25 protein-coding genes and 1 pseudogene are annotated in these 23,074 nt (G+C 60.7%); 11 read left to right on the top strand and 15 right to left on the bottom strand.

Features of this window, described 5'->3' with window-relative positions:
• Nucleotides 1-70 precede the first annotated feature (70 nt).
• From M9955_11770 to M9955_11755, 4 genes are all read right to left on the bottom strand, one after another.
• Complete coding sequence (locus M9955_11770) at nucleotides 71-637, bottom strand: GNAT family N-acetyltransferase (protein ID MCO5082321.1); 567 nt, start codon at nucleotides 635-637, stop codon at nucleotides 71-73.
• A gap of 80 nt (nucleotides 638-717) precedes the next feature.
• Complete coding sequence (locus M9955_11765; protein ID MCO5082320.1) at nucleotides 718-2,154, bottom strand: FAD-binding protein; 1,437 nt, start codon at nucleotides 2,152-2,154, stop codon at nucleotides 718-720.
• Nucleotides 2,151-2,585 (bottom strand): class I SAM-dependent methyltransferase, encoded by a 435-nt coding sequence (locus M9955_11760; protein MCO5082319.1) that lies wholly within the window; start codon nucleotides 2,583-2,585, stop codon nucleotides 2,151-2,153. The genes M9955_11765 and M9955_11760 overlap by 4 nt, the downstream gene beginning before the upstream one ends.
• 287 nt (nucleotides 2,586-2,872) lie before the next feature.
• The gene (locus tag M9955_11755; GenBank protein ID MCO5082318.1) at nucleotides 2,873-3,766 is read right to left on the bottom strand and encodes a LysR family transcriptional regulator; all 894 of its coding nucleotides are present in this window, start codon (nucleotides 3,764-3,766) and stop codon (nucleotides 2,873-2,875) included.
• A gap of 476 nt (nucleotides 3,767-4,242) precedes the next feature.
• On the opposite strand from M9955_11755, the gene M9955_11750 reads away from it, so the two are divergent.
• Complete coding sequence (locus tag M9955_11750; protein MCO5082317.1) at nucleotides 4,243-4,704, top strand: SRPBCC family protein; 462 nt, start codon at nucleotides 4,243-4,245, stop codon at nucleotides 4,702-4,704.
• Here M9955_11750 and M9955_11745 read toward each other — a convergent pair.
• The 3 genes from M9955_11745 to M9955_11735 form a co-directional block, all read right to left on the bottom strand.
• Nucleotides 4,701-5,093: a hypothetical protein gene (locus M9955_11745; protein MCO5082316.1), complete on the bottom strand. Its 393-nt coding sequence runs from the start codon at nucleotides 5,091-5,093 to the stop codon at nucleotides 4,701-4,703. The genes M9955_11750 and M9955_11745 overlap by 4 nt on opposite strands.
• Nucleotides 5,094-5,386: 293 nt before the next feature.
• Nucleotides 5,387-5,704 (bottom strand): hypothetical protein, encoded by a 318-nt coding sequence (locus M9955_11740; protein MCO5082315.1) that lies wholly within the window; start codon nucleotides 5,702-5,704, stop codon nucleotides 5,387-5,389.
• A gap of 58 nt (nucleotides 5,705-5,762) precedes the next feature.
• Nucleotides 5,763-6,650, bottom strand: a complete 888-nt coding sequence (locus M9955_11735; GenBank protein ID MCO5082314.1) for a hypothetical protein — start codon at nucleotides 6,648-6,650, stop codon at nucleotides 5,763-5,765.
• On the opposite strand from M9955_11735, the gene M9955_11730 reads away from it, so the two are divergent.
• The 4 genes from M9955_11730 (at nucleotide 6,621) to M9955_11715 (ending at nucleotide 10,391) form a co-directional block, all read left to right on the top strand.
• Nucleotides 6,621-6,950 carry a hypothetical protein gene (locus M9955_11730; protein MCO5082313.1) on the top strand — a complete coding sequence of 110 codons (330 nt, stop codon included), beginning with the start codon at nucleotides 6,621-6,623 and terminating at the stop codon, nucleotides 6,948-6,950. The two genes, M9955_11735 and M9955_11730, sit on opposite strands and share 30 nt — an antisense overlap.
• Nucleotides 6,951-7,034: 84 nt before the next feature.
• Nucleotides 7,035-7,676: a bifunctional DNA primase/polymerase gene (locus M9955_11725; protein ID MCO5082312.1), complete on the top strand. Its 642-nt coding sequence runs from the start codon at nucleotides 7,035-7,037 to the stop codon at nucleotides 7,674-7,676.
• Nucleotides 7,631-8,778, top strand: a protein-coding gene (locus tag M9955_11720) for an IS3 family transposase (protein MCO5082311.1) whose coding sequence is annotated in 2 segments (ribosomal slippage) — nucleotides 7,631-7,880 and nucleotides 7,880-8,778 — 1,149 coding nt in all. Because the reading frame shifts where the segments join, the coding sequence is not laid out codon by codon here. Before M9955_11725 ends, M9955_11720 begins: the two co-directional genes overlap by 46 nt.
• A gap of 53 nt (nucleotides 8,779-8,831) precedes the next feature.
• Complete coding sequence (locus M9955_11715) at nucleotides 8,832-10,391, top strand: AAA family ATPase (protein MCO5082310.1); 1,560 nt, start codon at nucleotides 8,832-8,834, stop codon at nucleotides 10,389-10,391.
• Between the two features lie 378 nt (nucleotides 10,392-10,769).
• Here the strand turns inward: M9955_11715 and M9955_11710 are convergent, their stop codons facing one another.
• Both M9955_11710 and M9955_11705 read right to left on the bottom strand, forming a co-directional pair.
• A complete protein-coding gene (locus tag M9955_11710; protein ID MCO5082309.1) occupies nucleotides 10,770-11,237 on the bottom strand; it encodes a hypothetical protein in 468 nt (155 codons plus the stop codon).
• Between the two features lie 157 nt (nucleotides 11,238-11,394).
• The gene (locus M9955_11705; GenBank protein MCO5082308.1) at nucleotides 11,395-11,982 is read right to left on the bottom strand and encodes an XRE family transcriptional regulator; all 588 of its coding nucleotides are present in this window, start codon (nucleotides 11,980-11,982) and stop codon (nucleotides 11,395-11,397) included.
• 156 nt (nucleotides 11,983-12,138) lie between these two features.
• Between M9955_11705 and M9955_11700 the strand changes: the two genes are divergently transcribed.
• The 6 genes and pseudogenes from M9955_11700 to M9955_11675 all read left to right on the top strand — a co-directional run bounded on the left by M9955_11700 (nucleotide 12,139) and on the right by M9955_11675 (nucleotide 17,740).
• Complete coding sequence (locus M9955_11700; protein MCO5082307.1) at nucleotides 12,139-12,624, top strand: fasciclin domain-containing protein; 486 nt, start codon at nucleotides 12,139-12,141, stop codon at nucleotides 12,622-12,624.
• A 1,095-nt stretch (nucleotides 12,625-13,719) separates the two neighbouring features.
• Complete coding sequence (locus M9955_11695) at nucleotides 13,720-14,190, top strand: hypothetical protein (protein ID MCO5082306.1); 471 nt, start codon at nucleotides 13,720-13,722, stop codon at nucleotides 14,188-14,190.
• A gap of 35 nt (nucleotides 14,191-14,225) precedes the next feature.
• A pseudogene (locus M9955_11690) lies at nucleotides 14,226-14,525 on the top strand (DUF853 domain-containing protein).
• A gap of 59 nt (nucleotides 14,526-14,584) precedes the next feature.
• A protein-coding gene (locus M9955_11685; GenBank protein ID MCO5082305.1) for an IS3 family transposase occupies nucleotides 14,585-15,732 on the top strand; the annotation gives its coding sequence in 2 pieces (ribosomal slippage) (nucleotides 14,585-14,834 and nucleotides 14,834-15,732; 1,149 coding nt in all).
• Nucleotides 15,733-15,764: 32 nt separating this feature from the next.
• Nucleotides 15,765-16,433 (top strand): DUF853 domain-containing protein, encoded by a 669-nt coding sequence (locus M9955_11680; protein MCO5082304.1) that lies wholly within the window; start codon nucleotides 15,765-15,767, stop codon nucleotides 16,431-16,433.
• Nucleotides 16,434-16,918: 485 nt separating this feature from the next.
• Nucleotides 16,919-17,740, top strand: a complete 822-nt coding sequence (locus tag M9955_11675) for a three-Cys-motif partner protein TcmP (GenBank protein ID MCO5082303.1) — start codon at nucleotides 16,919-16,921, stop codon at nucleotides 17,738-17,740.
• Here the strand turns inward: M9955_11675 and M9955_11670 are convergent.
• From M9955_11670 to ehuB, 6 genes are all read right to left on the bottom strand, one after another.
• Entirely contained in the window at nucleotides 17,737-18,480 is a 744-nt protein-coding gene (locus M9955_11670) for a DUF5131 family protein (GenBank protein MCO5082302.1), read from the bottom strand. The genes M9955_11675 and M9955_11670 overlap by 4 nt on opposite strands.
• A gap of 146 nt (nucleotides 18,481-18,626) precedes the next feature.
• Nucleotides 18,627-18,923, bottom strand: coding sequence for a hypothetical protein (locus M9955_11665; protein MCO5082301.1), 297 nt, complete (start codon nucleotides 18,921-18,923; stop codon nucleotides 18,627-18,629).
• Nucleotides 18,924-20,060: 1,137 nt separating this feature from the next.
• Nucleotides 20,061-20,837: an ectoine/hydroxyectoine ABC transporter ATP-binding protein EhuA gene (gene ehuA, locus M9955_11660; protein MCO5082300.1), complete on the bottom strand. Its 777-nt coding sequence runs from the start codon at nucleotides 20,835-20,837 to the stop codon at nucleotides 20,061-20,063.
• Nucleotides 20,834-21,508: an ectoine/hydroxyectoine ABC transporter permease subunit EhuD gene (gene ehuD, locus M9955_11655; GenBank protein ID MCO5082299.1), complete on the bottom strand. Its 675-nt coding sequence runs from the start codon at nucleotides 21,506-21,508 to the stop codon at nucleotides 20,834-20,836. Before ehuD ends, ehuA begins: the two co-directional genes overlap by 4 nt.
• Nucleotides 21,505-22,176 carry an ectoine/hydroxyectoine ABC transporter permease subunit EhuC gene (ehuC, locus tag M9955_11650; protein MCO5082298.1) on the bottom strand — a complete coding sequence of 224 codons (672 nt, stop codon included), beginning with the start codon at nucleotides 22,174-22,176 and terminating at the stop codon, nucleotides 21,505-21,507. The genes ehuD and ehuC overlap by 4 nt, the downstream gene beginning before the upstream one ends.
• Nucleotides 22,177-22,206: 30 nt before the next feature.
• Nucleotides 22,207-23,004 (bottom strand): ectoine/hydroxyectoine ABC transporter substrate-binding protein EhuB, encoded by a 798-nt coding sequence (gene ehuB, locus M9955_11645; protein ID MCO5082297.1) that lies wholly within the window; start codon nucleotides 23,002-23,004, stop codon nucleotides 22,207-22,209.
• Between the last annotated feature and the right edge of the window lie 70 nt (nucleotides 23,005-23,074).

The raw sequence follows: 23,074 nt of genomic DNA, 5'->3' as shown, positions 1-23,074 counted from the left end.
GCAGAGAACGCGAAAACAACCGACAGAGGATGCGAGACAGTATTCCGGAAGCCGGAATGATCCTGGCGCCTCAAGGACGATCAACGATTGACGGAACAGCCTGGAGAGGCAGCAGATACGCGAGGATGCGTTGGTCATCGCGGGCGGGCTCGAAGCCCAGGACTGTCGAGGCCAGAAGGTCATGGTCGGGACGTCGCTCAAATCCCAGACGTTCATAGAGCCGGCAGGCCGACTTCATGAAGCCGGCGGTGTGCAGCACGAGCGCGGGTGCTCCCTGGTGACGGGCCCGCGCAATACACCACTCACACAGTGCGCGGCCGGCTCCATGGCCCTGGGCGGAGGGCGCAACGGCAAGGGTTCGCAGTCCCGCAAGGCCGCTTGCCCACCCCATGTCTTCACGCGCTGCGTCAGCATAGTAGGAGACCGTGCCGACGAGCCGGTCACCTCGCAGGAGAACAGCGACATCGGCGTCGGCCAAACGCTGCGAGAAGTCGCTGGACTCCTTCAGATAGGGCTCGAAGATATGACGCGGGAGAACCTCCTCGAACGGGGCAAATGCCTCGCGCACGAGTCCGGCGACGGCATCCAGTTCCTGTCGACCGGCAAGGCGTATGTAGTGCCTGGGCTCTTCTGTCATGCGTGCTCGTCACGGCTTCCAACCGCCGCCCGCGACTGTTTCGGATGCAACCGGCCAACAAGATCGAGCGGCGCTATGGATCAGAATAGCTCATAGCCGGGTGCCAGCGTACCCCCAGGATCGAAACGATGCTTCGCGTTTTTCAACAGCTTCCATCTGACCCCAAAATGCTGCCTCCAATCGAGACTCGACATCGGAAAGGCGCTCACGGGGTACAGGACGCCGCCCTGTTGGTTGATCTTCTCGTAGAGAAAGCGGTTGTGCGCCACCAGCCGTTCCGCCGCGGCTGCGCCGTCTGTGTTCGGCATGCGAATGACGTTGGATGTGAAGGCGATCGGCTCCTTCGGCATTCGCAACAGCGGCGTGCGTACTGCCTCCGTTCGAAACGGATAATACGAGACCTGTCCGATGGGGCCAAGGTCGTCGGCGGTCAAACCGCTCAGCACATCGGCCACGATTTCCTCGGCTTTCGAACCGGGCAGGAAAGTCAGGAGCCAGGGATGCGGTTTGGACCATTGACCGCTGGCGCGCAGCTTCTGCTCGAGGTTGTCGAAAGCGCTCAGATATTCGAAATAGGTCGAGTCAGTGATCATTGCTGCTTCGCGGTCGTCTGACAGGCCGACCAACAATCTGGTGTCGTCTGGCTCGTTGTCAGCGTCAAAGAACACGACCCCTTCAAGCATGTGCCTCCAGCCGCCAGCGGGATCGGGCGCGACGGAGCCTTGCAGGTGGTCAAAGCGGCGATCGGCCAGCAAACGCAACTGATCCTTGGTCAGGCTTTGGAGGTTGCGATACTGCAGCAGATATCGACGGGCATGGTCAGGCGCGCTGATCAATGCAAGCGTTGCCCGGGTGATAATGCCGCACTGGGCGAGCCCCGCACGAACGGCGTCGAACAGATCGGGGTTTTGAGTTCGCGAGCAAGTCATTTCGCGGCCGTCGCCGGTGACCACGGTCAGTTCCAGCACGTTGTCCGTCATCATCCCGTAGCGAGAGGTCGTGCCGCCGATGCCACCCAAGGTCAGCGTGCCGCCGACCGACAGGTCGAGATAATTGGGGAGCACTGGGGGTGTGAGCCGATGCAGGAGCGTCGACTTGAGCACGCTCCTCCAGGTCGTGCCGGCCTCGACGGTCACGCGGTCCGATTGCACGGCATCGATCTTGTCCAGCGTGCTCAAGACGACGACTGTCTGCCCGATTGAGGTGGCGCGGCCGTAGATCGAATGGCCCTGGCCCCGCGCCGTTACCTTCTCCCCGCGCTCACCCGCCAATCGGACGAGCGCGGAGATGTCGGTTGTCGTACCCGGCCTGAACACCACGGCCGGCGTTCCATGGACAAGATGCCCGAAATCGTCGGCCGCGGCAGCAAGCGCAGCAGGGGTGCGATCGAACACGCCGCCCATACCCGGGGCGTCGATGATGGTGCTGTGTTGCTGAGCGATGGTCCTGGTGGGAATGGTAAACGTCGTCGCACAGGCGAGGCCGGCTTGAAGCATGCTGCGTCTTGTGTGGGTCATTGCGCGATCCCCATTGTGGGGGGATGCAACGGCCAAGGCTCTGGCCTTGGCTCCGCAAGACTAGCTTGCATCCAGCCGACGTGGGAACGAACCGCATGCAGCCACACCCCTTCTCCGCTGTCGACCGTATCGAGGTCCAGCAAGAGCACGCCGCGGCCGGAGCGTCCGAGAAACGCCAGAGGATCAGGCCGGCGCAAGAGGGGCGGCCGTATCACGACTGCATCGAATCGCCGGGCTGGCATGAACGTGTCGGGCTCGGCGGCGAGGAACCGAACCCAGTAGCAAAGCCCCCGCTCCGTCGCACGCCTCTCGGCCCGGTCGATCCTGTCCAGCGCGTTGTCGATGCCGAGCACCGCGCCGGAGGGTCCCACGACTTTGCCCGCGATGAGCGAAACGTCGCCCACGCCGCAGCCAAGATCCAAGACACGCATTCCCCGTGCGATGCCTGCCCGCCGCAGCGCATCTTCTGTCAGGCGGTGGATCGGCCGGACGCGGTGGCGAAGACGGTCGACCTGGCTGTTTGAGGGGCGATTTGCGGGCCGCGCCCGTCCGATCGAGGTGCGATGTGCACGAAACATTGCGCTCTCCTTGGTTCCAGCCGATGCAGGGAGGATCAGTGCCAAGGTGGGCGTGCCTGCCGACGAAACAACCAGGCGCGTGCGAGAGGCACTATGCCGGGAACCGGGAGAATTGCGTCCTGGATACCGCCTTGGCCGAACTAGAATGGTTCGGCCTTCAAGCGGGCCGCGAGGAATTCTACAAACCTGCGCGTCCGCTCCAATGGTGGTCGCGCCGGCGACCACGCCAGCTGGATGGGGATACGGTCTGCTTCGAACGAGCCGAGGACGATCTCGGCGCTGCCTTGCTCGATCAGGCTACGGACTTGCCAGTAGGGCAACTGGCCGATGCCCAGGCCGTTGGCGACCGCGGCGCGCATTGCGGTGGCGCTATTGGTCCGGAACCTGCCTTGCACCTTTATCGGGTGGTCGTCGCCATCGATCCGGAAAGACCACGTGTCGACGATCGTCGCGGCAGCACGCAGGACGCATTCGTGATTGACGAGATCGCGTGGATGCATGGGCTTGCCATGTTTTGCGAAATAGGAGAGCGCCCCGAACGTCACGACCCGCATTGAATTCACCCGTCGCGCGATCAGGCTCTCGTCCACGGAATGACCGATCCGGACGGCCAGGTCGAGGTTGCGATCAAGCAGATCGACCTGCTCATCGCTGGCCTGCAACTCGATGTCAAGCCTAGGGTATAGATCGATAAACTCACATACTGCCGGGGCGATGTAATCCGTTGCGAAGAGATGGGGGGCGCCAATTGTCAGCGCGCCGGAGATATGCTCCTGCTGGCTCGCCGCCTGCAGACGGGCCTGCATAATTTTTGAGAAGGCCGGCTTAACGTGATTGTAGAACTCCAGCCCTGCCTCCGTTGGCTCTGAACGGCGCGTCGATCGGCGAATGAGTTGAACGCTCATGGCGTTTTCGATCGCCGCCAGAGAGCGGTTCACGGACTGCAGTGAACGGCGAAGGTGCCGCGCTGCGGCGGCCTGTGTCCCTTTCTCGACTATTGCGAGAAATGCTTCCAGATCGTCCAGCCGCTCCATTTAACCATTCCAGTCCGAATGCGGCGCACATTACCGCGACTGTCCGGCTCCACATAGCGCCATCTCGTCGGCCCTCACCCGCCCAGCCTTACGACCCCTACCGGTTTCAATTTGAAGGCATGCTTGCTGGCGACTATAAGGTGGAAGGATCGCCAATCGTGATCTCCGCCTTGATGGAGCGGAACAAGAACTGTTCCCAGCGACACGCTAAGGTCGAACTGAGCATGAACGTCATGCGACGTCACGCGCTGGCAGAGGACGAACAGGGCGCAGAGGGCGACTTCGTCACGCGCATCTCTGCCCGCCCGTCCATGAAAGAGCCGCTGCGCCGATCGGCCAACCCAATTGTCAAGGCTGCGTCCGATCGGGACGCGAAACGGGCGACTTTCAGGCACATGCAGCCCCGCCGTAATGGAACATTCCTCACCCGCACGTGTTCAACATGCAGGCCCGAATCGTGAAGGGATAGCATTTGCATGCCCCACAAATCCGAGAGCCCGGTCGCTAAGGCACAAATGATGATTCGCAAGCCCGTGGCGGAGGTTTTCCAATCGTTGATCGATCCTGCAATCACGTCTCGTTTTTGGTTCTCCAAGGGCGCCGCGCCATTGGAGGTTGGTCAGAAAGTCCGATGGGATTGGGAGATGTACGGCATCCACACGATCGCCGACGTGAAGGAAATCGAGCGGAACAAGCGGATCCTGATCGAGTGGGACGGACCTGAGAACCCGAGTCTCGTCGAGTGGAAGTTCGAGCCCAAACGCGATGGCCAGACCTTCGTCACGGTCAGGAACTGGGGGTTCTCCGGTGGGGTCGAGGAAGCGATAAACTCCACTGAAGGCTTCACGAACCTCCTCGCCGCGATGAAGTTCTACCTTGAGCATGGCATCGAGCCCAATCTCGTCATGGACCACGCGCCGGACGCACGCGTTGCCTAGCCGGCCGGTCGGAAGCGCCGCCAGAGCATCGCTCCAAACGCCACGATCACCCAGCCAATACCTATGCCAACCAGGTCGGGAGCAAGATCGGCGAGCCGCGGATTGTTGCCAATCGTGGGCATCTGCACCACTTCCCATCCGATGCCCACCACCAACGTCAACAGCGCTGCCAGCCAGAGCCGGCCGAGCCCGACCGCCAGCGCACCAAGCAGGAAGATCATGAACATCGAGCTGATATGCGGCATCTTGGTGAGCGCATTGGCGATAGCGGGCCAACTGATGTCCCAGTCGAAGATCGGATCACGATAACCCTCGGTGGTGCGCGCCGAAGCCCACAAGCTCGCGATGCTGATGACGGCGAATGGCACCACGACCAAGGTATTTCGCATCTGTGTTTCACTCGATTTTCCGTGTCGCGGGTTCCGTTACGCCGGATGGCAGCTTTCGGAAAGCCGTGAGTTAGCTCCGAACGACCGCAATAAGGTCGGAAGCTGAATGGGCTTACCGCCATTTCTCGAATCCCGATCGTCTGGTGTCGGCTCCCGTTCCGGCTATTGGATCTTGCGCAAAGCATCCATATGGCGAATGAGCGCTTTTGCCACGAGTATCCCTTCTGCAAGCTTCAAGCTGCCTGGCACGTTGATTGAGGCAAGCGGGCAGACGACCGATAGTCAAGATATCGTCATGACATCCGGCGTGGGTTCGGCTGCGGGAGCTTGAGATTAGGATAGCTCAATCGATCCAGTTCAGCTTTCAGCCGCTCCAGCGATACGCCGCGATCCATGATCCCGTCCGAGCGGCGGACGCGGCCGTAGCTGCGCCCAACGCCGCCGCCGACATGACCGGTGAATGCATGGTGGATCTCTTCGCTGATCCCGGCTTCACGGCAAGCACGCTTAAAGGTGTGCCGAAACGAGTGGAAGGTCTTGGATTGGCGATCGACGACGTGAAGGCCGAGATACCTCCCAAACCACTTCGTCCAGGCTTTGGCCTTGGACATGACCGGCGGCTCGAAATAGGGCCATAATGCATCGCCTTCGCCAACGCGCCCCGCACGCTCACCGACATAGTGGAGGAATCCCAAGCCTAGCAGTTGCCCGTGGATCGGCACAAAACGCGCCGATGACAGGTTCTTTCAGATTTTGGCCCTCGCCAGCGTCATTGAAGTCGATGAACCAGATGCCGTCACCCTGACGCACGTCGCCAACTTTCGGCTGAGCGATTTCGGTGCGCCGCGCGCCGGTGTAAAGCGCCAGCAGCGCCGCCTCCCCACGCCCGCCAGCAGGCCGTTTGCCTTCTGCGTACACAGGAGAGGCAAAAAGCCGGTTCAGTTCCTCGACCGTGAAGGGTTCGTAGGACTCCCGATCCATCGTCGAGATGTCGAATCCTACCCGGAACGGATTGGACCACTGAGGCAGATGCTCAAAACGGCCGTCCTTTTCCGCACTCGTGAAGATGCCGGAAATCAGATTGAGGTTCTTGTTCACGGTTTGAGCGTTGCGAGGCTCGTATGCAGAGAGGTCCCGCTTGAGCAGTTCTGGAAGCGGAAGCTTTGCCAGCTTGTGCGGCAGGCGCTTCGGCACCTTGGCGATGGCATCGCGATATTGGCGTGCGTGCGCCTTCGTGATCGTGCTCACATCCAAGTCGCCGAACATCTCGATGAAGCGCTGAACGGCCCTCTGCGCTTCGGCGATAGAAATCTCGCGAGGTCGCCGGGCACTTGGACCGCCACCTTCCGCCCATCGCTTCATGGCTTCCGACAGCGTGTGCCGTCTGCCAGCGACCGGCAGTTCTGGGGTTGCGATGTCCTCGCCGGCAAGCCGCGCGCTAATACCCTTCAAGGCGCACTGTTGGGCTCGGATGAACGCAAGCTCCAAATCCCGCCACGCGGGATCGTCCGGAGACAGGACTATCCCTTGGTCGGCAAGGGCCTTGTCGACGCTCAACTGCAAAGCTTCGCCACCTCGCATGGTGGCTGCCTGGTCGCGCGAAAGCTTGTCCAAGTAAGATATGGCCTCACGATAAAGGCCGATATCGTCCTGAGACATGCCTTGACCATCAGGCCGCATCTTTCCGGCAGCGAGATCCAGGCCAGCGCCCTTGCGCCTCAGCCTTTCATCCGATCGAAGCAGATTCGCCTCATGCTGTGCGGCGAGCTGGGCGATAGCATCAGACGGGATGCCGGCAGGCAGGCCCTGTTCGATCGCTTTTTGCGCCTGATCGACCAGGCTACGCTTCTGGCTTGAGGAAGCGTGGAAGTACCGCCCGCGCGAAGCCCTCGTCGAATACTACGATGCGACGGGAGTCAGGCAGGTTTCGGAGGGCGGGCTATGACAGACAATGTCGTCAGCATCCGCAAGGCGCGGCCTTCGACGCACACTATCGCCACTGCAGCGGCGGCGCTCGTCAGGAACGGCTATTCGGTGGTGCCCATTAAGCCGGGCACCAAACGGCCCGATCTGATCAATTGGACTAAGATTGAGATAGACGAGCACACGGTCGAGGACTGGAAGTCAACCGGCCGCGGCGGGCACGGGGTCGGGATTCGTTGTGACCTTACTCCCGGCATCGATCTCGACATCTCCGACGAGTCGGTTCTCGGCGACCTGCTTGACTGGTGCGACGCGGCACTCGGCGTCACCTGCCGCCGCACAGGTCGGCCGCCGCGTGTATTGCTCCCCTACCGCTGCGACGCTCCCTTTCCCAAAATTAGCTCGGCGAAATACGAGTCGCCGGACGGAAACACGCATCAGATCGAGATCCTGGGAAAAGGGAATCAGTTCGTCGCCTTCGCAATCCACCCGGATACGAACAAACCCTACGCGTGGGAAGGCGGCGACCCACTCAATGTTTCCGCGGCCGACCTGGCCTGCTGCCGGTTTCGTGGACACCGAGATAAGGTGTTTGACGGAACTGGAGAGTGGGAATGCAGAGAAGGAAGTTCAGCCGCGAGTTCAAACTTGAGGCGGTGAGGTTGGTGAAGGATCGAGGCGTTGCTGTTGCGCAGGCTGCCCGTGATCTGGATCTCCACGAGAACGTGCTGCGCAAGTGGGTCAGGGAGTTCGCTGCCGATCGACAGCATGCGTTTCCCGGCCATGGTCAGATGAAGCCAGAGCAGCAGGAGATCGACCGGCTGCGCAAGGAAGTGGCGAAGCTGAAGGCGGAACGCGACATCCTAAAAAAGGCCGCAGCCTACTTCGCGAGGGAAGCGATATGAGATTCGCCTTCATCGCGAAGCACCGTTCGATCTGGCCGGTGGCATGGCTGTGCAGTGCGCTGGACGTCTCCCGCTCGGGCTTCCATGCCTGGCTCAACCGCAGCCCCAGCGCCCGGTCGCGGCGCGACGAGGTGCTCATTCCCCGGATCGACCGCAGCTTCAAGAGCAGCGACCGAACCTATGGCGCCCGTCGTGTCTGGCATGACGTGCTGGCCGAAGGCTTCTCCTGCGGCCTTCATCGTGTCGAAAGGCTCATGCGGGAGAACGGGCTGCGTGCTCGGCCCCGACGCCGTGGATTGCCGAAGGATACGGGCGAGCGAGCCTCCGTGTCGGACAACCTGCTTGACCGCGCATTCGAGGCATCGGCGCCGAACCAGAAGTGGATCGCCGACTTCACCTACATCTGGACCGCCGAGGGATGGCTCTACGTTGCCGCCGTCGTCGACCTGTTCTCCCGCCGTGTCGTGGGTTGGGCGATGAAGGCAGAGATGACGGCCCAGCTCGTGACCGACGCCCTCATCATGGCGATCTGGCGCCGAGGCAAACCCGACAGCCTGCTCCATCACTCGGACCAGGGATCGCAATATACAAGCGAGCAGTTCCAGCGCCTGATGGCCGACCATGGCATCACCTGTTCGATGAGCCGGTCGGGCAACGTCTGGGACAATGCCGCGATGGAGAGCTTCTTCTCGTCGCTGAAAACCGAGCGGACAGCCCGCAAGGTCTACAGGAAAAGGGACGACGCAAGGGCAGATGTGTTCGATTACATCGAGCGCTTCTACAACCCCCGACGGAGGCACTCGACACTGGGCTACCTGAGTCCTGTCGAGTTCGAGGAGAAAGCTATGTTAGCTTAACCTCGTGTCCGAAAAACCGGCAGCAGGCCAACCTTCCGACACTAACGCCGGAGATGGGGTGGGCGCTGATCGCGCATTTTGAATCGATCGTGCCGGCGACCTGGAAGTGTGTGTCGAAGGCGTCCGCCCCCTCTACCGCCGAGCACAAAGGCAACCCAAAGAAGACGGCAGACCTACGCCGCCTGAGAAGCGCGTTCGAAGTTATTCCGAACGAAGATCGGGATTGGAGTAGCTGGAAGGAGAAGTTTATGTTGGCGCTTTGGAACGCCGTGGGAGAGCAAAAGGCCGAAGGGTTTGCAATTATAGACGAGTGGTCCTCGAAACATCCGAAATACGACCCGGAACGTACGCTTGCAGAATGGGAAGGCATAACCGGTATCCACAGCATCGGCGCCGGCACGATCTTCAGCGAGGCTTACGCTTGCGGATGGACCGACCCCGGCGAAGACATGAGCGGTTATTTTGAGGTTGTAGACGGTATAGACGACAAGCGGCCGTCGGATGGGGATGATGCGCCTGCGAACGACAATGGACCCTTGGCGGCAACGGCAGCTCAAGCCGCGCTTCGCTCAATGGTGGACGTCACGACACTGGGGGGCCAATCCGCTCCGCCGCGAGAATGGCATTTGCCCGGAGTGATGCCGGCCTTCAACGTCACATCTGTCTACGGCGATGGGGCGGTGGGCAAATCTCTTATACTTGCACAGTTGGCGGCCTCCACGGTCAGGGGAACGCCGTGGTTCGGCCTGGACCCGCGGCAGGGTCGCTGTCTCCTCTTCACCGCAGAAGACGAATTCGACGAGACGTGGCGCCGCCTTGAGGCCATCGGCCGGCACGAGGGTTGTGAGGTCAGCGACATGGCGGGTCTCACTGTCCTACCCTTGGCCGGCAAGGACGCGCTCTTGGCGGTGCCGGATAGGGCGACTCGAACGTTGAAACCCACCCCGCTATTTCGTGAACTGGCGGCTTGGATTCGGGAATGGCGTCCGGCCCTGGTCATCCTTGACACGCTAGCCGATATCTATGGCGGCGACGAAATTGATAGGGCGCAGGTTCGACAGTTCGTCGGCATGTTGCGGGGGCTCGCGATCGACCACCGCACTACTATCATAATTGCAGCGCACCCGTCGCTGTCGGGGATGAACAGCGGCAGTGGAACCTCCGGGTCGACCGCGTGGAACAACTCGGTTCGGAGCCGGCTTTACGTCACCCGTGACGATGCCAGCGATACGCCAGACGAAGACATTCGTGTTATCGAGGGCATGAAGGCCAACTACTCCCGGCGAGGGTTCAAGATCCGCGTGCGCTGGCGGGAGGGTGTGTTCGTGGAGGACGACCAGTCGCCCGGTGCGTCGACGGTCATGGAGCAGAAAATCGAGGAATTATTTCTGCAATTGCTCGACGCCCACACGGCCGAGGGACGGGCGCCCAGCGTGAAGAGGGCGGTGACTTACGCGCCGGCTGTGTTTGCCAAAGATCCGCGCTGTCAGGGCGTCCCGAAAGCGGCCCTCGAAGCCGCGATGGGCCGGCTGTTTGCCAAGGGTTCAATAAAATCGGTCGAGGTGGGGTCCCCGTCCAAGCCGCGGAGCAAGATCGTTCGGGCAGGGCCATGAGCGTTCTCGGTGGTCAAAATGACCTTCCAACCGCCTTCCAACCCAAAAAACAGCCTTCCAACTGGCTTCCAACTGGCTTCCAACCACCCCCAAAACACCTTCCAACTACCCCTCTAACCCTTCCAACTACCTGCCCCCTCTCTCCCCCTTACCCCCTAGGGCCCTGCGGGCGCTCCCTTGGGGTCGCTCGCCCGCGGGCCTTACGCGATTTTTGAGTTGGAGGGGGTGAATTTGAGGAGATGATGATTTGCCCCTCCGGCATAGGAGAAGGCTTGGCTGATGCGCTCCCTGCCGCGGGCAACGTCGACAGCAGCCTGATGGCTGTCGGCGCGGTGGGCACTCTCCTCCGTGCAGACTGATCCGCGAACCGCAATGGGATCAGAACCAACATGCTTCTTTCAGGCGACTGTATGTCTCCGCGAAGTTCGCCACGGGGTAATCCCGTTCGTGGACAATCTGGCTACCGATGCGAACCGCCACTGCGATTCGTCGTTGCACGTTTGCGAGTTCCACGAAAAGCAGCGACGCGAGGGGCGCGGTAAACCGCATCTGGATAGGTGCGCCGTCGACAATGGCATGCCGCGCAAACGCTTCGCCGTCGTCCACTCTGATCAGCAGTTCGGCGTTCGTGATTGGAGTTCGATAAACTTCCGGCACGCCGAGCATAACATACATAGGTTCTGATCGGCCTTGGCAGCGAAGCATGAATGCGTACTGCATGTCGTCCGACATAACGAGCGCCAACGAGACAGGATCTCCGAAGGCGCCGCCTTGCTGCTGGAAAGACCATTCATCGGCGAACGCCTCCTGTGGCAAGGGTAGAAGGCTGAACAACCCCGCAAGCATTCCTGCCGCCGCTATTCGCCGATGCTTCACCCGTCCCACGCCCCTTCCCACGTTCCTGCGCCAGAAACGGTCGCGTTGCTCGCGCATCGTCCGCGCAATGCGGCAGAAAACGGCGGCGTGCACCGAATAGCCGGCTGAGTGCCTACAGTTCGGACTTTCAGACAATCGTTGCTACGAGCGCAGTGCACGGGCCCAAACCCTCGCGCCTATAACTGTGCAGGAGGCTCGAATCGAAAGAAATGGCATCGCCTTTTTCGAGGATTACCTCGCCCTCGTCCACCGTTACGGCCAATGTGCCTTCGATCACGTATAGGAACTCCTCCGTTCCATGCTGGTGCGGCTGCGACGCCGGTCCATCTGTCGGAAACACCGCCATGAAGGCTTCGATGCGGCGATCCGCCAACGCATAGTTCAGGCTCTCGAACACATATGCACAGGGAGAGGCGTCCGCCGGTATTGGCAGGCGTACGCGCTCGCTATTGCGCGTCACTGCGATTCTGGAGCCTTCGTTGCTGAAGAAGTGATCCAGGTCGACTCCGAAGACCAGCGCAATCCGGACCAGGGTCGGCAATGTCGGAAACAATTGCCCGCGCTCGATCTTGGACAGCATGGCCGACGACAGCCCTGTATGTTCGCCCAGTTGGACCAGCCCGAGCTTCTTCTTCAGCCGCAACGCTCTTATGCGCGGCCCTATACGGTATCGCTCCAGCTCCGTCGTCAGCGTCTCTGACAGCACGTTTTGCATCCGGTTTTCACCGGAGGACAATACGGAGTGCGGTATTTTCCTGTCAAGACATAAGTCTTTCATGTAACGAAAATGTTATTCGTAAGAAAATCGGTTTGCTTCATATGAAAATGCATCCGCCCAAAACGACGGATTTTTCAACTGATGGAGATCGAAATGAAGGTCAAACACGCACTGGCTGCCGCCATGATAACAATCGCCGCCGCCTTTCCGGCATGGGCGAATGGCAAGGACATTGTCGACACTGCAGTCGGCGCCGGCGAGTTCACCACATTGGCCGCCGCGCTGGAGGCGGCAGACCTTGTATCCACGCTGAAGGGAGAAGGGCCATTCACCGTTTTCGCGCCGACCGACGCAGCCTTTGCCAAGCTGCCGGCCGGAACCGTCGAAACGTTGCTCAAACCCGAAAACAAGCAGCAGCTCGTTGATATTCTCACCTACCACGTCGTGCCCGGAAAGATCCTGGCCGCCGATGTCGTCGGTCTCGACGAGGCCAAGACTGTGAACGGCAAGATGATCGACGTGGTGGTCGAGGGCGACGCCGTGAAGGTCAACCAGGCCAACGTCACCGCAACCGACGTAGCCGCAAGCAACGGCGTCATTCACGTCATTGACCAGGTCATCCTTCCGCCTGAAGGCTGATTCTGAAATTGGCCGGCGCCTCCGGGCGCCGGCTCCACCCCATTGTCGCCATTCGCTCGTGCCCAATTTCTTGGCCGACGCAGAAGTGGTTGTTTATTTCAGGAGAGCAGGCCCCGGCATGCCGCTGACCGCTGGCGAGCATCACAATGCGGTGCGGCGCGATCTTCCTCGATAATTTTTCCAGAACGCCGTCGGCCGAGAGTACCGGAACCCAATTGCAGCGCTGGACGCGCGAGTTTCGGACCCCTCCGCGATGCTAGATTGTCATCCTGACGTTGATCTCCTTGAGAATAACACGCGCGTGGGGAGGAACCCCTCTCAAAAAATAAAACTTGCGAGATACATCGTGGGCGGGCGCTCCGCGGCCCCTCCCGGCGTTATACGGTCCCTAATCAGCTTTCCGGAAGGCGAGCGCCTGGCGCTCGAGGTGGCGGGCAAAGAGCCGGCCTGCAGTTGCTGCGCATAAGGTGTCCGCTGCAGCTCTCACAGACATAGGCTTTTATTCCTCGGTCGTCAAGCTCGGCGTGTGTAACCCGCAAGCTCGCGGCTTGCTCGCCGCAGCGTCGGCATTCGCCGCGGCGTGTGAGCCGTCACCCAGCTAAAAAGCGAGCTGGCGCGCCAAACATGCCGCGTGCACGACTTGGTGCCATGCGCCTGCGCTCGCTGCAGCTTGCAAGCCGTCAAGCGCGAGCGCCTACGTTACCCGTTGTTGGATTTGTTGAGTGGCGGATTCTCGACAAAATCAACAAAATCAACAGCTTACGCCAAGAAAGATGTTGCACGGAAACGCAACATGGGCTATAAAAGAGTCGGCCCGGAAGAAGCGCCAACTTCAAACCGGGCCTCACCGAAACCGAACTTACAGGAGTTCGATCATGGCTACCAAAGCCCATACCATTCCCCGCCACGAATCCGCAATCATTCGCGAGCGCATCCGCCGCGACAACCGCCGTGCCATCCGCGCGTCCAAACGCGCCTGGCTCGAGCTTAGATAGCTTCCGATCGGCGTAACTCTCACCGCGAATTTCAACTCACGTCCTGGCTGCATGCGCGCCGTTGAGCGCCACGGCCGGACTCTGCCGCAGGATCTGTGCCATGACTTTCACACCCTCTTACCTAAAGCGCTGGACTCGCCCCAACTGCTATTTCGGCGCCGAATGGCCGGACTACTTCAGCTCCGGCGTTGGTCAGTCTCGCGACAGCGACGCATTAGAACGGTCAAACTTCGCCTGCATGCTGCGCGCGTTGGGCGGGGAAAGCGAAACCGTCCTGGTCATCCGTGAGTCACATTGGGCGGTTGGCTGGATCGAATGGATCGCGATCCATGAGTCCGACGAAAAGGCATTGGCCGTTGCCGACGACATCCAGCACGACCTGCAGGACTACCCGGTCATCAGTGACGACCACTTCAGCGAAATCGAAACCGAGGATGCGCAAGAGGTCTGGACCAACTGCTTTTCCGACCGCGACCGCATCGACTACATCCGTCGGCATCGCGACCATTTCGAATTCCACGACTACGCCGATTTAATCGGCTGCGCACGCGGTCGGTATTTCACCGGCTAAACGACATGCTTGAGGATCGCGAGGACGTTTGCCGCCGCTACGGCAACGTCACCGCGAGCTCAATTTCCGCGATCCAGCGCGGCATCCTCGCGCTCGAAGCACAAGGCGGCGATCGGCTGTTTGGTGAACCGCCGTTCGACATTCTCGACTTCATGCGAACCGCGCCCGATGGTCGCGGCGTGGTCAATCTGCTGGATGCCGATCGGTTGATGGAATCGCCGAAGACTTATGCAGTCTTCCTGCTTTGGCTTCTTACAGAGTTGTTCCGCCGACTGCCTGAGGCGGGCGATCTCGATAAGCCCAAGATTGTCTTCTTCTTTGACGAGGCGCACTTGGCCTGCTGCCGGTTTCGTGGACACCGAGATAAGGTGTTTGACGGAACTGGAGAGTGGGAATGCAGAGAAGGAAGTTCAGCCGCGAGTTCAAACTTGAGGCGGTGAGGTTGGTGAAGGATCGAGGCGTTGCTGTTGCGCAGGCTGCCCGTGATCTGGATCTCCACGAGAACGTGCTGCGCAAGTGGGTCAGGGAGTTCGCTGCCGATCGACAGCATGCGTTTCCCGGCCATGGTCAGATGAAGCCAGAGCAGCAGGAGATCGACCGGCTGCGCAAGGAAGTGGCGAAGCTGAAGGCGGAACGCGACATCCTAAAAAAGGCCGCAGCCTACTTCGCGAGGGAAGCGATATGAGATTCGCCTTCATCGCGAAGCACCGTTCGATCTGGCCGGTGGCATGGCTGTGCAGTGCGCTGGACGTCTCCCGCTCGGGCTTCCATGCCTGGCTCAACCGCAGCCCCAGCGCCCGGTCGCGGCGCGACGAGGTGCTCATTCCCCGGATCGACCGCAGCTTCAAGAGCAGCGACCGAACCTATGGCGCCCGTCGTGTCTGGCATGACGTGCTGGCCGAAGGCTTCTCCTGCGGCCTTCATCGTGTCGAAAGGCTCATGCGGGAGAACGGGCTGCGTGCTCGGCCCCGACGCCGTGGATTGCCGAAGGATACGGGCGAGCGAGCCTCCGTGTCGGACAACCTGCTTGACCGCGCATTCGAGGCATCGGCGCCGAACCAGAAGTGGATCGCCGACTTCACCTACATCTGGACCGCCGAGGGATGGCTCTACGTTGCCGCCGTCGTCGACCTGTTCTCCCGCCGTGTCGTGGGTTGGGCGATGAAGGCAGAGATGACGGCCCAGCTCGTGACCGACGCCCTCATCATGGCGATCTGGCGCCGAGGCAAACCCGACAGCCTGCTCCATCACTCGGACCAGGGATCGCAATATACAAGCGAGCAGTTCCAGCGCCTGATGGCCGACCATGGCATCACCTGTTCGATGAGCCGGTCGGGCAACGTCTGGGACAATGCCGCGATGGAGAGCTTCTTCTCGTCGCTGAAAACCGAGCGGACAGCCCGCAAGGTCTACAGGAAAAGGGACGACGCAAGGGCAGATGTGTTCGATTACATCGAGCGCTTCTACAACCCCCGACGGAGGCACTCGACACTGGGCTACCTGAGTCCTGTCGAGTTCGAGGAGAAAGCTATGTTAGCTTAACCTCGTGTCCGAAAAACCGGCAGCAGGCCAACTTGCTTTTCAATGACGCGCCGAAGCCACTGCTACAGCAGATCGAAAGGCTTGTGCGCCTTGTACGATCCAAGGGCGTGGGAGTCTATTTCGTCACGCAATCACCCGCAGACGTGCCAGATGTCGTGCTCGAACAGCTCGGAACCCGCGTCTTGCACGGCATGCGGGCGCATACGCAGAAGTCTGAGCGGAAAGTGCGCGCGGCCGCCGATACCCTCCGGCGGAATCCCGATGTTGTCGACGCGCGCACCGAATTGCCGAACCTCGCCACCGGTGAAGCGCTCGTCAGTGTGTTCGGCGACGATGGTGCGCCGGCGCCGGTGGAGAAGGTGTCCGTGTTGCCGCCGCGGAGCAGCATCGAACCGATCTCAGAGCTTGAGCGCCGCGCCGCGATCGATGGCTCCGATCTGCGGGCAAAATATGCGGCTGCAATGTCCGAAAACGCCGCCGGCGCGGCGTTCATTCGGCGGCAGAAGCAATTGCGCGGCATTGACCCTGGGCCGGAACTACCGGGTGACGAGGAATACGAGTCCGGCCTGTGGCTCAATCACCTGCCGAATATCATGCCGGCCGCGCGGCGCGAGCCACGGGCGAAGACACGGGATCTCGTGATGGCGCTGGTGTGCGGGGCCACGTCGTTCGCGATTTTCTGGCACCTGGGGCTGTTCTGACCGGCTCGCTGCGGGTGCTTGCTTTTCGCCGAATTGTGCTGACAGTGTGGCGCGAAATTGAAGGCTGCGGCTTGGAATGGAACGTGATCCACGCGTAGACGCCGTTGCCGCGTCTGACCTTGTCTCGGCTTCCGTGCTGGCGTCGCTGATCGGCGCGCTTGCCGGCAAAGGTATCCTCACCGACGATGAAGTCCGGGAGGTCTACGAGTAGGCGCTGTACCTGCTGGAGTTGCGCCAAGCCGGCGGCGGGGAAGACATGCGGCCTGTCTACCAGGCGGCGCGGGCGATTATAGAAGTGCAGTTGAGGGCAGATGGGGAGTAAGGCGAAGGGCGGCGCATGAAGTGGGCTGCGCTTGCAGTGGCGCTATTGCTCGTCGGGTGCGCCAGTGAGCGTGACAGGTGCGTCGTGACGCCGAATGATACGGTGGAGTGCGGGTAGTGATTGCAGCCGCGGGGGCGGCTTTACCAAGCTGGGGAGCGAGGGGATGGGAGAGCTTGTAGATGGCGACGACGGGTTGCCGGTCGAAGAAGTTGGGGCATGGTCCAAGGACAAAATTGCCTCGCTATGCAAATACATCTCAATTTCGCGCGGCGTCAGGGCTAAATGGGTCGGACACGGAAAGGCCGGCGCAACATACATCGATCTTTTCTGCGGGCCGGGCCGGGCAAAGGTTCGTCGAACAGGAGAGTTCATCGAAGGGAGTTGCGTTGCAGCGTGGAATGAAAGCGTCCGGACGAAGGCACCATTCAGTTCCGTCTTCATCGCGGATGCCAACTCCAAGCGCCTCGAATACGCAACCGAAAGGCTTCGACGGCTTGGTGCTCCCGTTGAAGCATTCCACGGCGAAGCCGTCGATACAGCCACACTGATAAGAGCCAAACTAGACCCTTATGGGCTGCACTTCGCCTTCATCGACCCCTACAACCTTGGAGCGTTCAACTTCTCAGTGATCGAAACGCTGTCTAAGCGTAAGCGCATCGACATGCTGGTACACATCAGCAAGATGGATCTTCAGCGGAATACGTGGCTGAACGTTCAGGCGCAGGAATCCGCTTTCGACAAGTTCGTTCCCGGCTGGCGAACAGCCGTCGATCTCAACCAGCCGTTCACTGCAATCCGCCGTGCTGTTTTCGATTTGTGGAAGAACAACGTGGTGAAACTGGGAATGGCAGCTTCCACCGATATGCAATTAATTACCGGGAGTCGCGGCCAGCACCTGTATTGGCTGACGCTTGCCGCTCGGCATGAACTTGCGCTCGCATTCTGGAAGGCGGCCACCGACAGCAACCAAGGCGAGCTTTTCTAGATCGCCGCAGGCATTTCGTCGTAAGTCCGGCCGTTGAGCAGTCTGCCGGTCGCCTTCTTATTCCGGCCGCCCCACTGCTTGAAAAAGAACGCCGTTCCAGCTGCGCGACACATGCGCTCGATCTCATCGACCCATGCCGGCTCCATGTGGCGTGACTTCGGCCCACTCTCACCTCCGACGATCGCCCAATGGATGTCCTTGAGGTTGGCGCCGGCAACAGAACCAATCAAAGGCTCGAACGAGATGAACCGGATTGCGGCCGGCACCCGTCTCAGTTCGTCAATGCGATGCAGAACGCGTCCGTCCTCGACGCTCGTGCCCAGCCAGACATTCGGCAGTTTCGGCAAGCCCGGAACGATCTCGACCATGCGGTCGGGTCGTTTCGTCAAAATCTGATAGGTGTGGCGCGGCGTCTCGGCCATGACTTTCCACACGTCCGCGATAAAGTTCGGCGGCACGTCGGAATGAAACAGGTCCGACATCGAGTTCACAAAAACCCGGCGCGGCTTCGACCAGGCTGCCGGGATCGATAGAGAGTTCCGATCAAGGTGGATCTTGCCGGTCCACTTCGCACGGCCGCCACTCTTGCGCGTGAGACCACGATATTTCTCCATGCCCATAGCTTCGAGCCGCGCCGCCATGCGCATCGCGTAGCAGTTTGTGCAGCCGGCAGTCAGAATCGTACAGCCCGCCACCGGGTTCCACGTCGCGTCAGTCCATTCGATGGAAGTCTCTGCCATAGGATGATTCTCCTACATTTGCCCAGACACGTAAACCTTGAAAATGACGCGAGGCGGGATGCTAGAGCGCTTTGCCGCAGTCTTCGCACTGCGGATATTACCAGATTTTACTTGCCCCGGTTCCGGCCGGGGTTTTCGTTTCAGGCCTATCGCCAGCTCCGGGCTTCCCGATCACGATCATCTAGCGCATGCCGCATGGCGGCCTCTCGGTTACATCCGTGCTTCTTCGTGTAGTGGTCTATCAATGACCGCCTCTGATCCTCGCTCATGATCGCAAACACGTTGCGAAAACGCAGTTCCGTTTCCGAATAGCCGCACGGGCTTTTGCGGCAGAGGCGCAAGATGCCGATCAACATCACGGCCACCGCGACCGACAACCCGACGATCCACGCGCCGGCATGGAGTTGCCCCACCGATCGGCCGATATTCTCCAGCCAACTCATGGGCTCCCTCCCCGGTTCTAGCTGACTCTCAGCTTACCTAGATCAGAACCGCTGACGCCAGTGTCGCGTATTTGCCCATGTTCTTCCTTAACGGAACGAACCGCATTCATCGCTGTTGTCCAGCGACGGACAGGAGAACGGCGATGCCCGGCATCAATAAGCGAGAGACTGGAGGCAGGCTATTCAAGGAGGGTTCAGCCGATAACCGGTCAGACCCCATCGACACTGGCGACAACGGCGACGAACCGAAAAAGCCATACGGACTGACGCGTCCAGTCAATGAGACCGAGACAAAGATAAGAACTTCGGACGGCGTGAAACCGCGTCGACGGTGATATCTGGTCCGCTCCGGGCCAAGACGGACGTTTGGGAGCTTCGGCGGGCCGGACATGACGCGCCAATTTGCGCCCACGATGGTAATGCCTGCGTTGAACCAGCGTTATTCTGGCCGAAAGCAACGATCCAAACAGGGAGCTGCGCGACAATGGCCGCACAGCGTCGCTGCTACGTTCGGCGGCCGGACCGCGTCATGCGCTCAACGCGCTTGTGCGGACGTCTGGCGCTATTTCTTGCCCTTCTTTTCGGTCGCCTTGGCGGGCTGTCCCGACTTCGCGCTAGTCGGCTTGCTGTCCTTGCTGTGAGCGGCAACCGCCGGGCCGGCGCCCGACTTCTTCTGCGTGTCCTTCGCCATGTCAGATGTCCTTTAGCGGGTGATTGCGGTGCGCCGGTATAATCGCAGGGCTTGCGGCGGGTTCCATCGATGCCAGGCGAAATCCATACTGACAGTGCGTCAGAGCCTTGGTCGCCTGATCCGCGAGAACGAAATAGGAACAAATCCCTTGCCCGTGCAGCCCGGCGATGGCATGCTCAGCCATAAATGGAGACTGAACCTATGGCCGAGCCAGCGTTGGCGCCGGAAGGCAACGCATTGCCGGATTGGGACGCAGCGGCCGATGAGGCCATCGCCGCATGCGACGGTGACGCGAGGGCTGCTGTCAAGGCGCTGCTGGTGCTTCTGGACACGCTGGAACGGGATATGGCCTTCATGCGTGCTGCCATGCCGTCCGGCTTCGCAAGGGGGTGGTTTCAGCGTCAGGTGGCGAATCTCCGGCGATCGCGCTGCTGGAACGACGGAGTTTATGAGGGATGCAGTACGGACTTGAGGAACGCCTTTGTCCGGTCTTCCCGCGGTTCCGAGAATATCTGTTCGGGCGGCCCGATTTCCCGGACCTTGCCCTTGTCGAAGAAGGCCACGCGCTGCGCGACCTTTCGTGCGAAGCCCATTTCGTGCGTCACGATGACCATCGTCATCGTTCCCTGCTCGGCCAGTTCCTGCATGATGGCCAAGACCTCGCCGACGAGTTCCGGGTCGAGCGCCGACGTAACCTCGTCAAAAAGCATGATTTCAGGGTTCATCGCCAGCGAGCGCGCAATGGCGACGCGTTGCTGCTGGCCGCCGGAGAGCTGGCCCGGGAAGTTCCCGGCCTTGCTCTTGAGGCCGACGCGGTCAAGCAGCTCCAGACCCAGTTCTTCCGCTTGAGCCCAGCTCATCCCAAGCGCGCGGACGGGCGCCAGCGCGACATTGCGCAAAGCGGACATATGGGGAAAAAGGTTGAACTGCTGGAAGACGAAGCCGACCTTCGCGCGGGCGGCCCGCAGCTGCGCCTCGCGCGTCGGCAAGACGCGGAGCTGACTGTCCGTATTCCATACCGGCGCACCGTCGATGCGGACGCTGCCGGCGTCGGGGGTCGTCAGCGTCATCAGGATTCGCAGCACTGTGCTCTTGCCGGAGCCGCTCGGGCCGATTAGTGCGAGCTTCTCGCCGGCCGCGACGCTCAGGGAGAGCTCATCGAGAACCGTCAGAGATCCGAAGCTCTTGCTGACCCGTTCAAGCTCTATTTTGGGAGAAGTCATTGACGGGCTCCAAAGTGGGATTTCGTCACCGTTTCGAGCCAGCGAAGCACTTTCGATAGCGGATAGCTCACGATGAAGAACAGCGCCCCGGCCAATGTCAGGGGTTCGAGATACTGGTAGGTCTGTGACGCGGCGCGCTGGGCCTCCCCGAGCATTTCCACGACCGAGATTCCGATCAGGACGGGCGTCTCCTTGAACATGGACAGGCAATAATTGCCCAGGGCCGGAATGACCGAGGCGATAGCCTGGGGCAACACTATGGAACGCCATGTCCAATAGGTTGACAGGTTCAGCGATCGGGCGGCTTCCCATTGCCCTGAAGGGACGTTCTGGATTCCAGCCCGATAGACTTCGGCCGTGAATGTGCTGAAATGAACGCCAAGCCCGATCACGCCCGTCAGGAACGGGCTCATGACCAATCCGAAGCTCGGCCCGACATAATAAAGGAAGTACAGTTGCACGAGCAGCGGCGTCGAGCGCACGAACTCGATAAACCACTTCGCCGGGAGTGAAATCCACGCTTGAGAAGACAGCCGCAGAACCGCGAGCAGCAACCCGAGCGTCAAGGCGATGACCAAACTGAGAACGGTCAGCTGGAATGTCACCAGAAGTCCCCTCAAAAGGAGAGGCAAGACCTCGGCCACATAGCCCCAATCCCAGACCTGTCTCACTTCGAGCTTCCTTCCGCGCCCATTCCGGGGACGTAGAACATCCGGTTCAGGAAGCGCATTCCGGCAGTGATGAGCAGCGCCAGCCCAAAATAGATGGCCAGCGCGATCCCGAACACCAGCGCGCTGTCTCCGGTCTCCGTCCGTACGAGCTTAGCCTGATAGGTGATGTCGGCCAGCGTCACGAGCGACACCAGGGAGGTGCCCTTCAACAACTGGATGAACAGGTTGTTGAAAGGCGGGATCATGATCGGAATGGCCTGCGGCAGCGTGATGTCCACAAACCGGGACCATCGCGGCAGGTTCAGGGAAATCGCCGCATCTGCCTGGCCCCGGGGCACCGCCAGAAATCCGGTGCGCACCACCTCCGCCCCGTAGGCCCCTACATTGCAACCGAGCGCAACGACGCCAGCGACCACGGGGCTGAAGCTGATGCCTACCAACGGCAATGCGAAGAAGATCCAATAAAGCTGGACAAGAGCCGATGTCCCACGAAAGAACTCGATGAAGGCGCCCGCAAGCATCCGGACGGGACGATTGCCGGACATGCGCCCCAGGCCGGCGGGCACGGCGAGCGCGGCCGCCAGCAGGATAGCCAGGACCGTGACGGTGACCGTAACCTGAACACCGGCGAGCAGCGTCGGCAAATAGGTGAGGAAACGTTCAGCCACCGTCACTTGCTCCGCGGAGACAAGGCTCGATCAATCGCCACAGACCTGCTGGAATGTCTGATCGGCAGCCAGATCGACGCCGAACTGCGTGATGGCGAAATCCTTCACCAACGAGCTGACGGTGCCGTCCTTCTTCATGCGGTCGAGCACCTCGTTGAACTTGTCACGGAAAGGCGCATCTTCGAGGGTGAAACCAAAAGCGGTGAACAGCACCTGATCCTTGCCGTCGAGCTTGGGAACAAACGGCCCCGGTGTTTCGAATTCCTCCCAGCCGGCCTTTTTGAGAATCCAGTTGACCTGGAGGTCCGGCAGAGCGAGGGCGTCGATCCTGTCTGCTTTCAGCGCGTCGGCAAGCGTTGCGGAGTCCGGATAGGTGCTGATCTGCGATTCCTGAATGCCTGCAGAGGCAGCCTGCGGGCCTTCCGTGCCACCGAGGACATGGCCAAATCGCGCCGCCGGGTTTTTCGCGATATCGTCGTAGGTATTCAGGCCCAGGGGGTTGCCCTTTTTCACGATGAGCGCTTCGGCCTTTCCGTAGTATGGATCGCTGAAGGCCACCTGCTTGCACCGCGGCGGCGTGATCGACATGCCGCTGGCAATCATGTCTATGCGATTGGCCTGGAGGGCCGGGATCAACGCGCCAAAGTCGATCGTGAGGACTTCGACGTTCGTGACGCCCATTTCGGACAGCGCCTTTCGGGCCACCTCAAGGGCTTCGCCGGTCTGCTTTTGGCCATCCATCACCACGTGGGGCGCGATGTTGGCGGCGCCGATGCGAATGGCTTCGCCCTTTGCAGTCCTTTCGAGAAGGTCCGCCGCGGAAGCCATGCCTCCAAGCGCCAATGCCAATGCGAGGCCGGCCGCGATGCGGACGCCTGTTCCGATCAAAATCGTCATT

The organism is Rhizobiaceae bacterium (genome assembly GCA_023953845.1).
GTDB lineage: Bacteria > Pseudomonadota > Alphaproteobacteria > Rhizobiales > Rhizobiaceae > Arvimicrobium.
The sequence above is the reverse complement of the archived record's forward strand: the minus strand, read 5'-3'. Positions and strand labels throughout refer to the sequence as shown.

What these genes read in the sequence shown, in the direction of transcription:
- ehuB (MCO5082297.1), bottom strand. Translation starts at nt 23,004, where the DNA reads ATGGCTTCCGCGGCGGACCTTCTCGAAAGGACTGCAAAGGGCGAAGCC.
- M9955_11710 (MCO5082309.1), bottom strand. Translation starts at nt 11,237, where the DNA reads ATGCTTGCGGGGTTGTTCAGCCTTCTACCCTTGCCACAGGAGGCGTTC.
- M9955_11740 (MCO5082315.1), bottom strand. Translation starts at nt 5,704, where the DNA reads ATGTCCAAGGCCAAAGCCTGGACGAAGTGGTTTGGGAGGTATCTCGGC.
- M9955_11765 (MCO5082320.1), bottom strand. Translation starts at nt 2,154, where the DNA reads ATGACCCACACAAGACGCAGCATGCTTCAAGCCGGCCTCGCCTGTGCG.
- M9955_11755 (MCO5082318.1), bottom strand. Translation starts at nt 3,766, where the DNA reads ATGGAGCGGCTGGACGATCTGGAAGCATTTCTCGCAATAGTCGAGAAA.
- M9955_11760 (MCO5082319.1), bottom strand. Translation starts at nt 2,585, where the DNA reads ATGCGTGTCTTGGATCTTGGCTGCGGCGTGGGCGACGTTTCGCTCATC.
- ehuA (MCO5082300.1), bottom strand. Translation starts at nt 20,837, where the DNA reads ATGACTTCTCCCAAAATAGAGCTTGAACGGGTCAGCAAGAGCTTCGGA.
- M9955_11750 (MCO5082317.1), top strand. Translation starts at nt 4,243, where the DNA reads ATGCCCCACAAATCCGAGAGCCCGGTCGCTAAGGCACAAATGATGATT.
- M9955_11675 (MCO5082303.1), top strand. Translation starts at nt 16,919, where the DNA reads ATGGGAGAGCTTGTAGATGGCGACGACGGGTTGCCGGTCGAAGAAGTT.
- M9955_11715 (MCO5082310.1), top strand. Translation starts at nt 8,832, where the DNA reads ATGGGGTGGGCGCTGATCGCGCATTTTGAATCGATCGTGCCGGCGACC.
- M9955_11725 (MCO5082312.1), top strand. Translation starts at nt 7,035, where the DNA reads ATGACAGACAATGTCGTCAGCATCCGCAAGGCGCGGCCTTCGACGCAC.
- M9955_11670 (MCO5082302.1), bottom strand. Translation starts at nt 18,480, where the DNA reads ATGGCAGAGACTTCCATCGAATGGACTGACGCGACGTGGAACCCGGTG.
- M9955_11745 (MCO5082316.1), bottom strand. Translation starts at nt 5,093, where the DNA reads ATGCGAAATACCTTGGTCGTGGTGCCATTCGCCGTCATCAGCATCGCG.
- M9955_11705 (MCO5082308.1), bottom strand. Translation starts at nt 11,982, where the DNA reads ATGCAAAACGTGCTGTCAGAGACGCTGACGACGGAGCTGGAGCGATAC.
- M9955_11695 (MCO5082306.1), top strand. Translation starts at nt 13,720, where the DNA reads ATGACTTTCACACCCTCTTACCTAAAGCGCTGGACTCGCCCCAACTGC.
- M9955_11700 (MCO5082307.1), top strand. Translation starts at nt 12,139, where the DNA reads ATGAAGGTCAAACACGCACTGGCTGCCGCCATGATAACAATCGCCGCC.
- M9955_11770 (MCO5082321.1), bottom strand. Translation starts at nt 637, where the DNA reads ATGACAGAAGAGCCCAGGCACTACATACGCCTTGCCGGTCGACAGGAA.
- M9955_11665 (MCO5082301.1), bottom strand. Translation starts at nt 18,923, where the DNA reads ATGAGTTGGCTGGAGAATATCGGCCGATCGGTGGGGCAACTCCATGCC.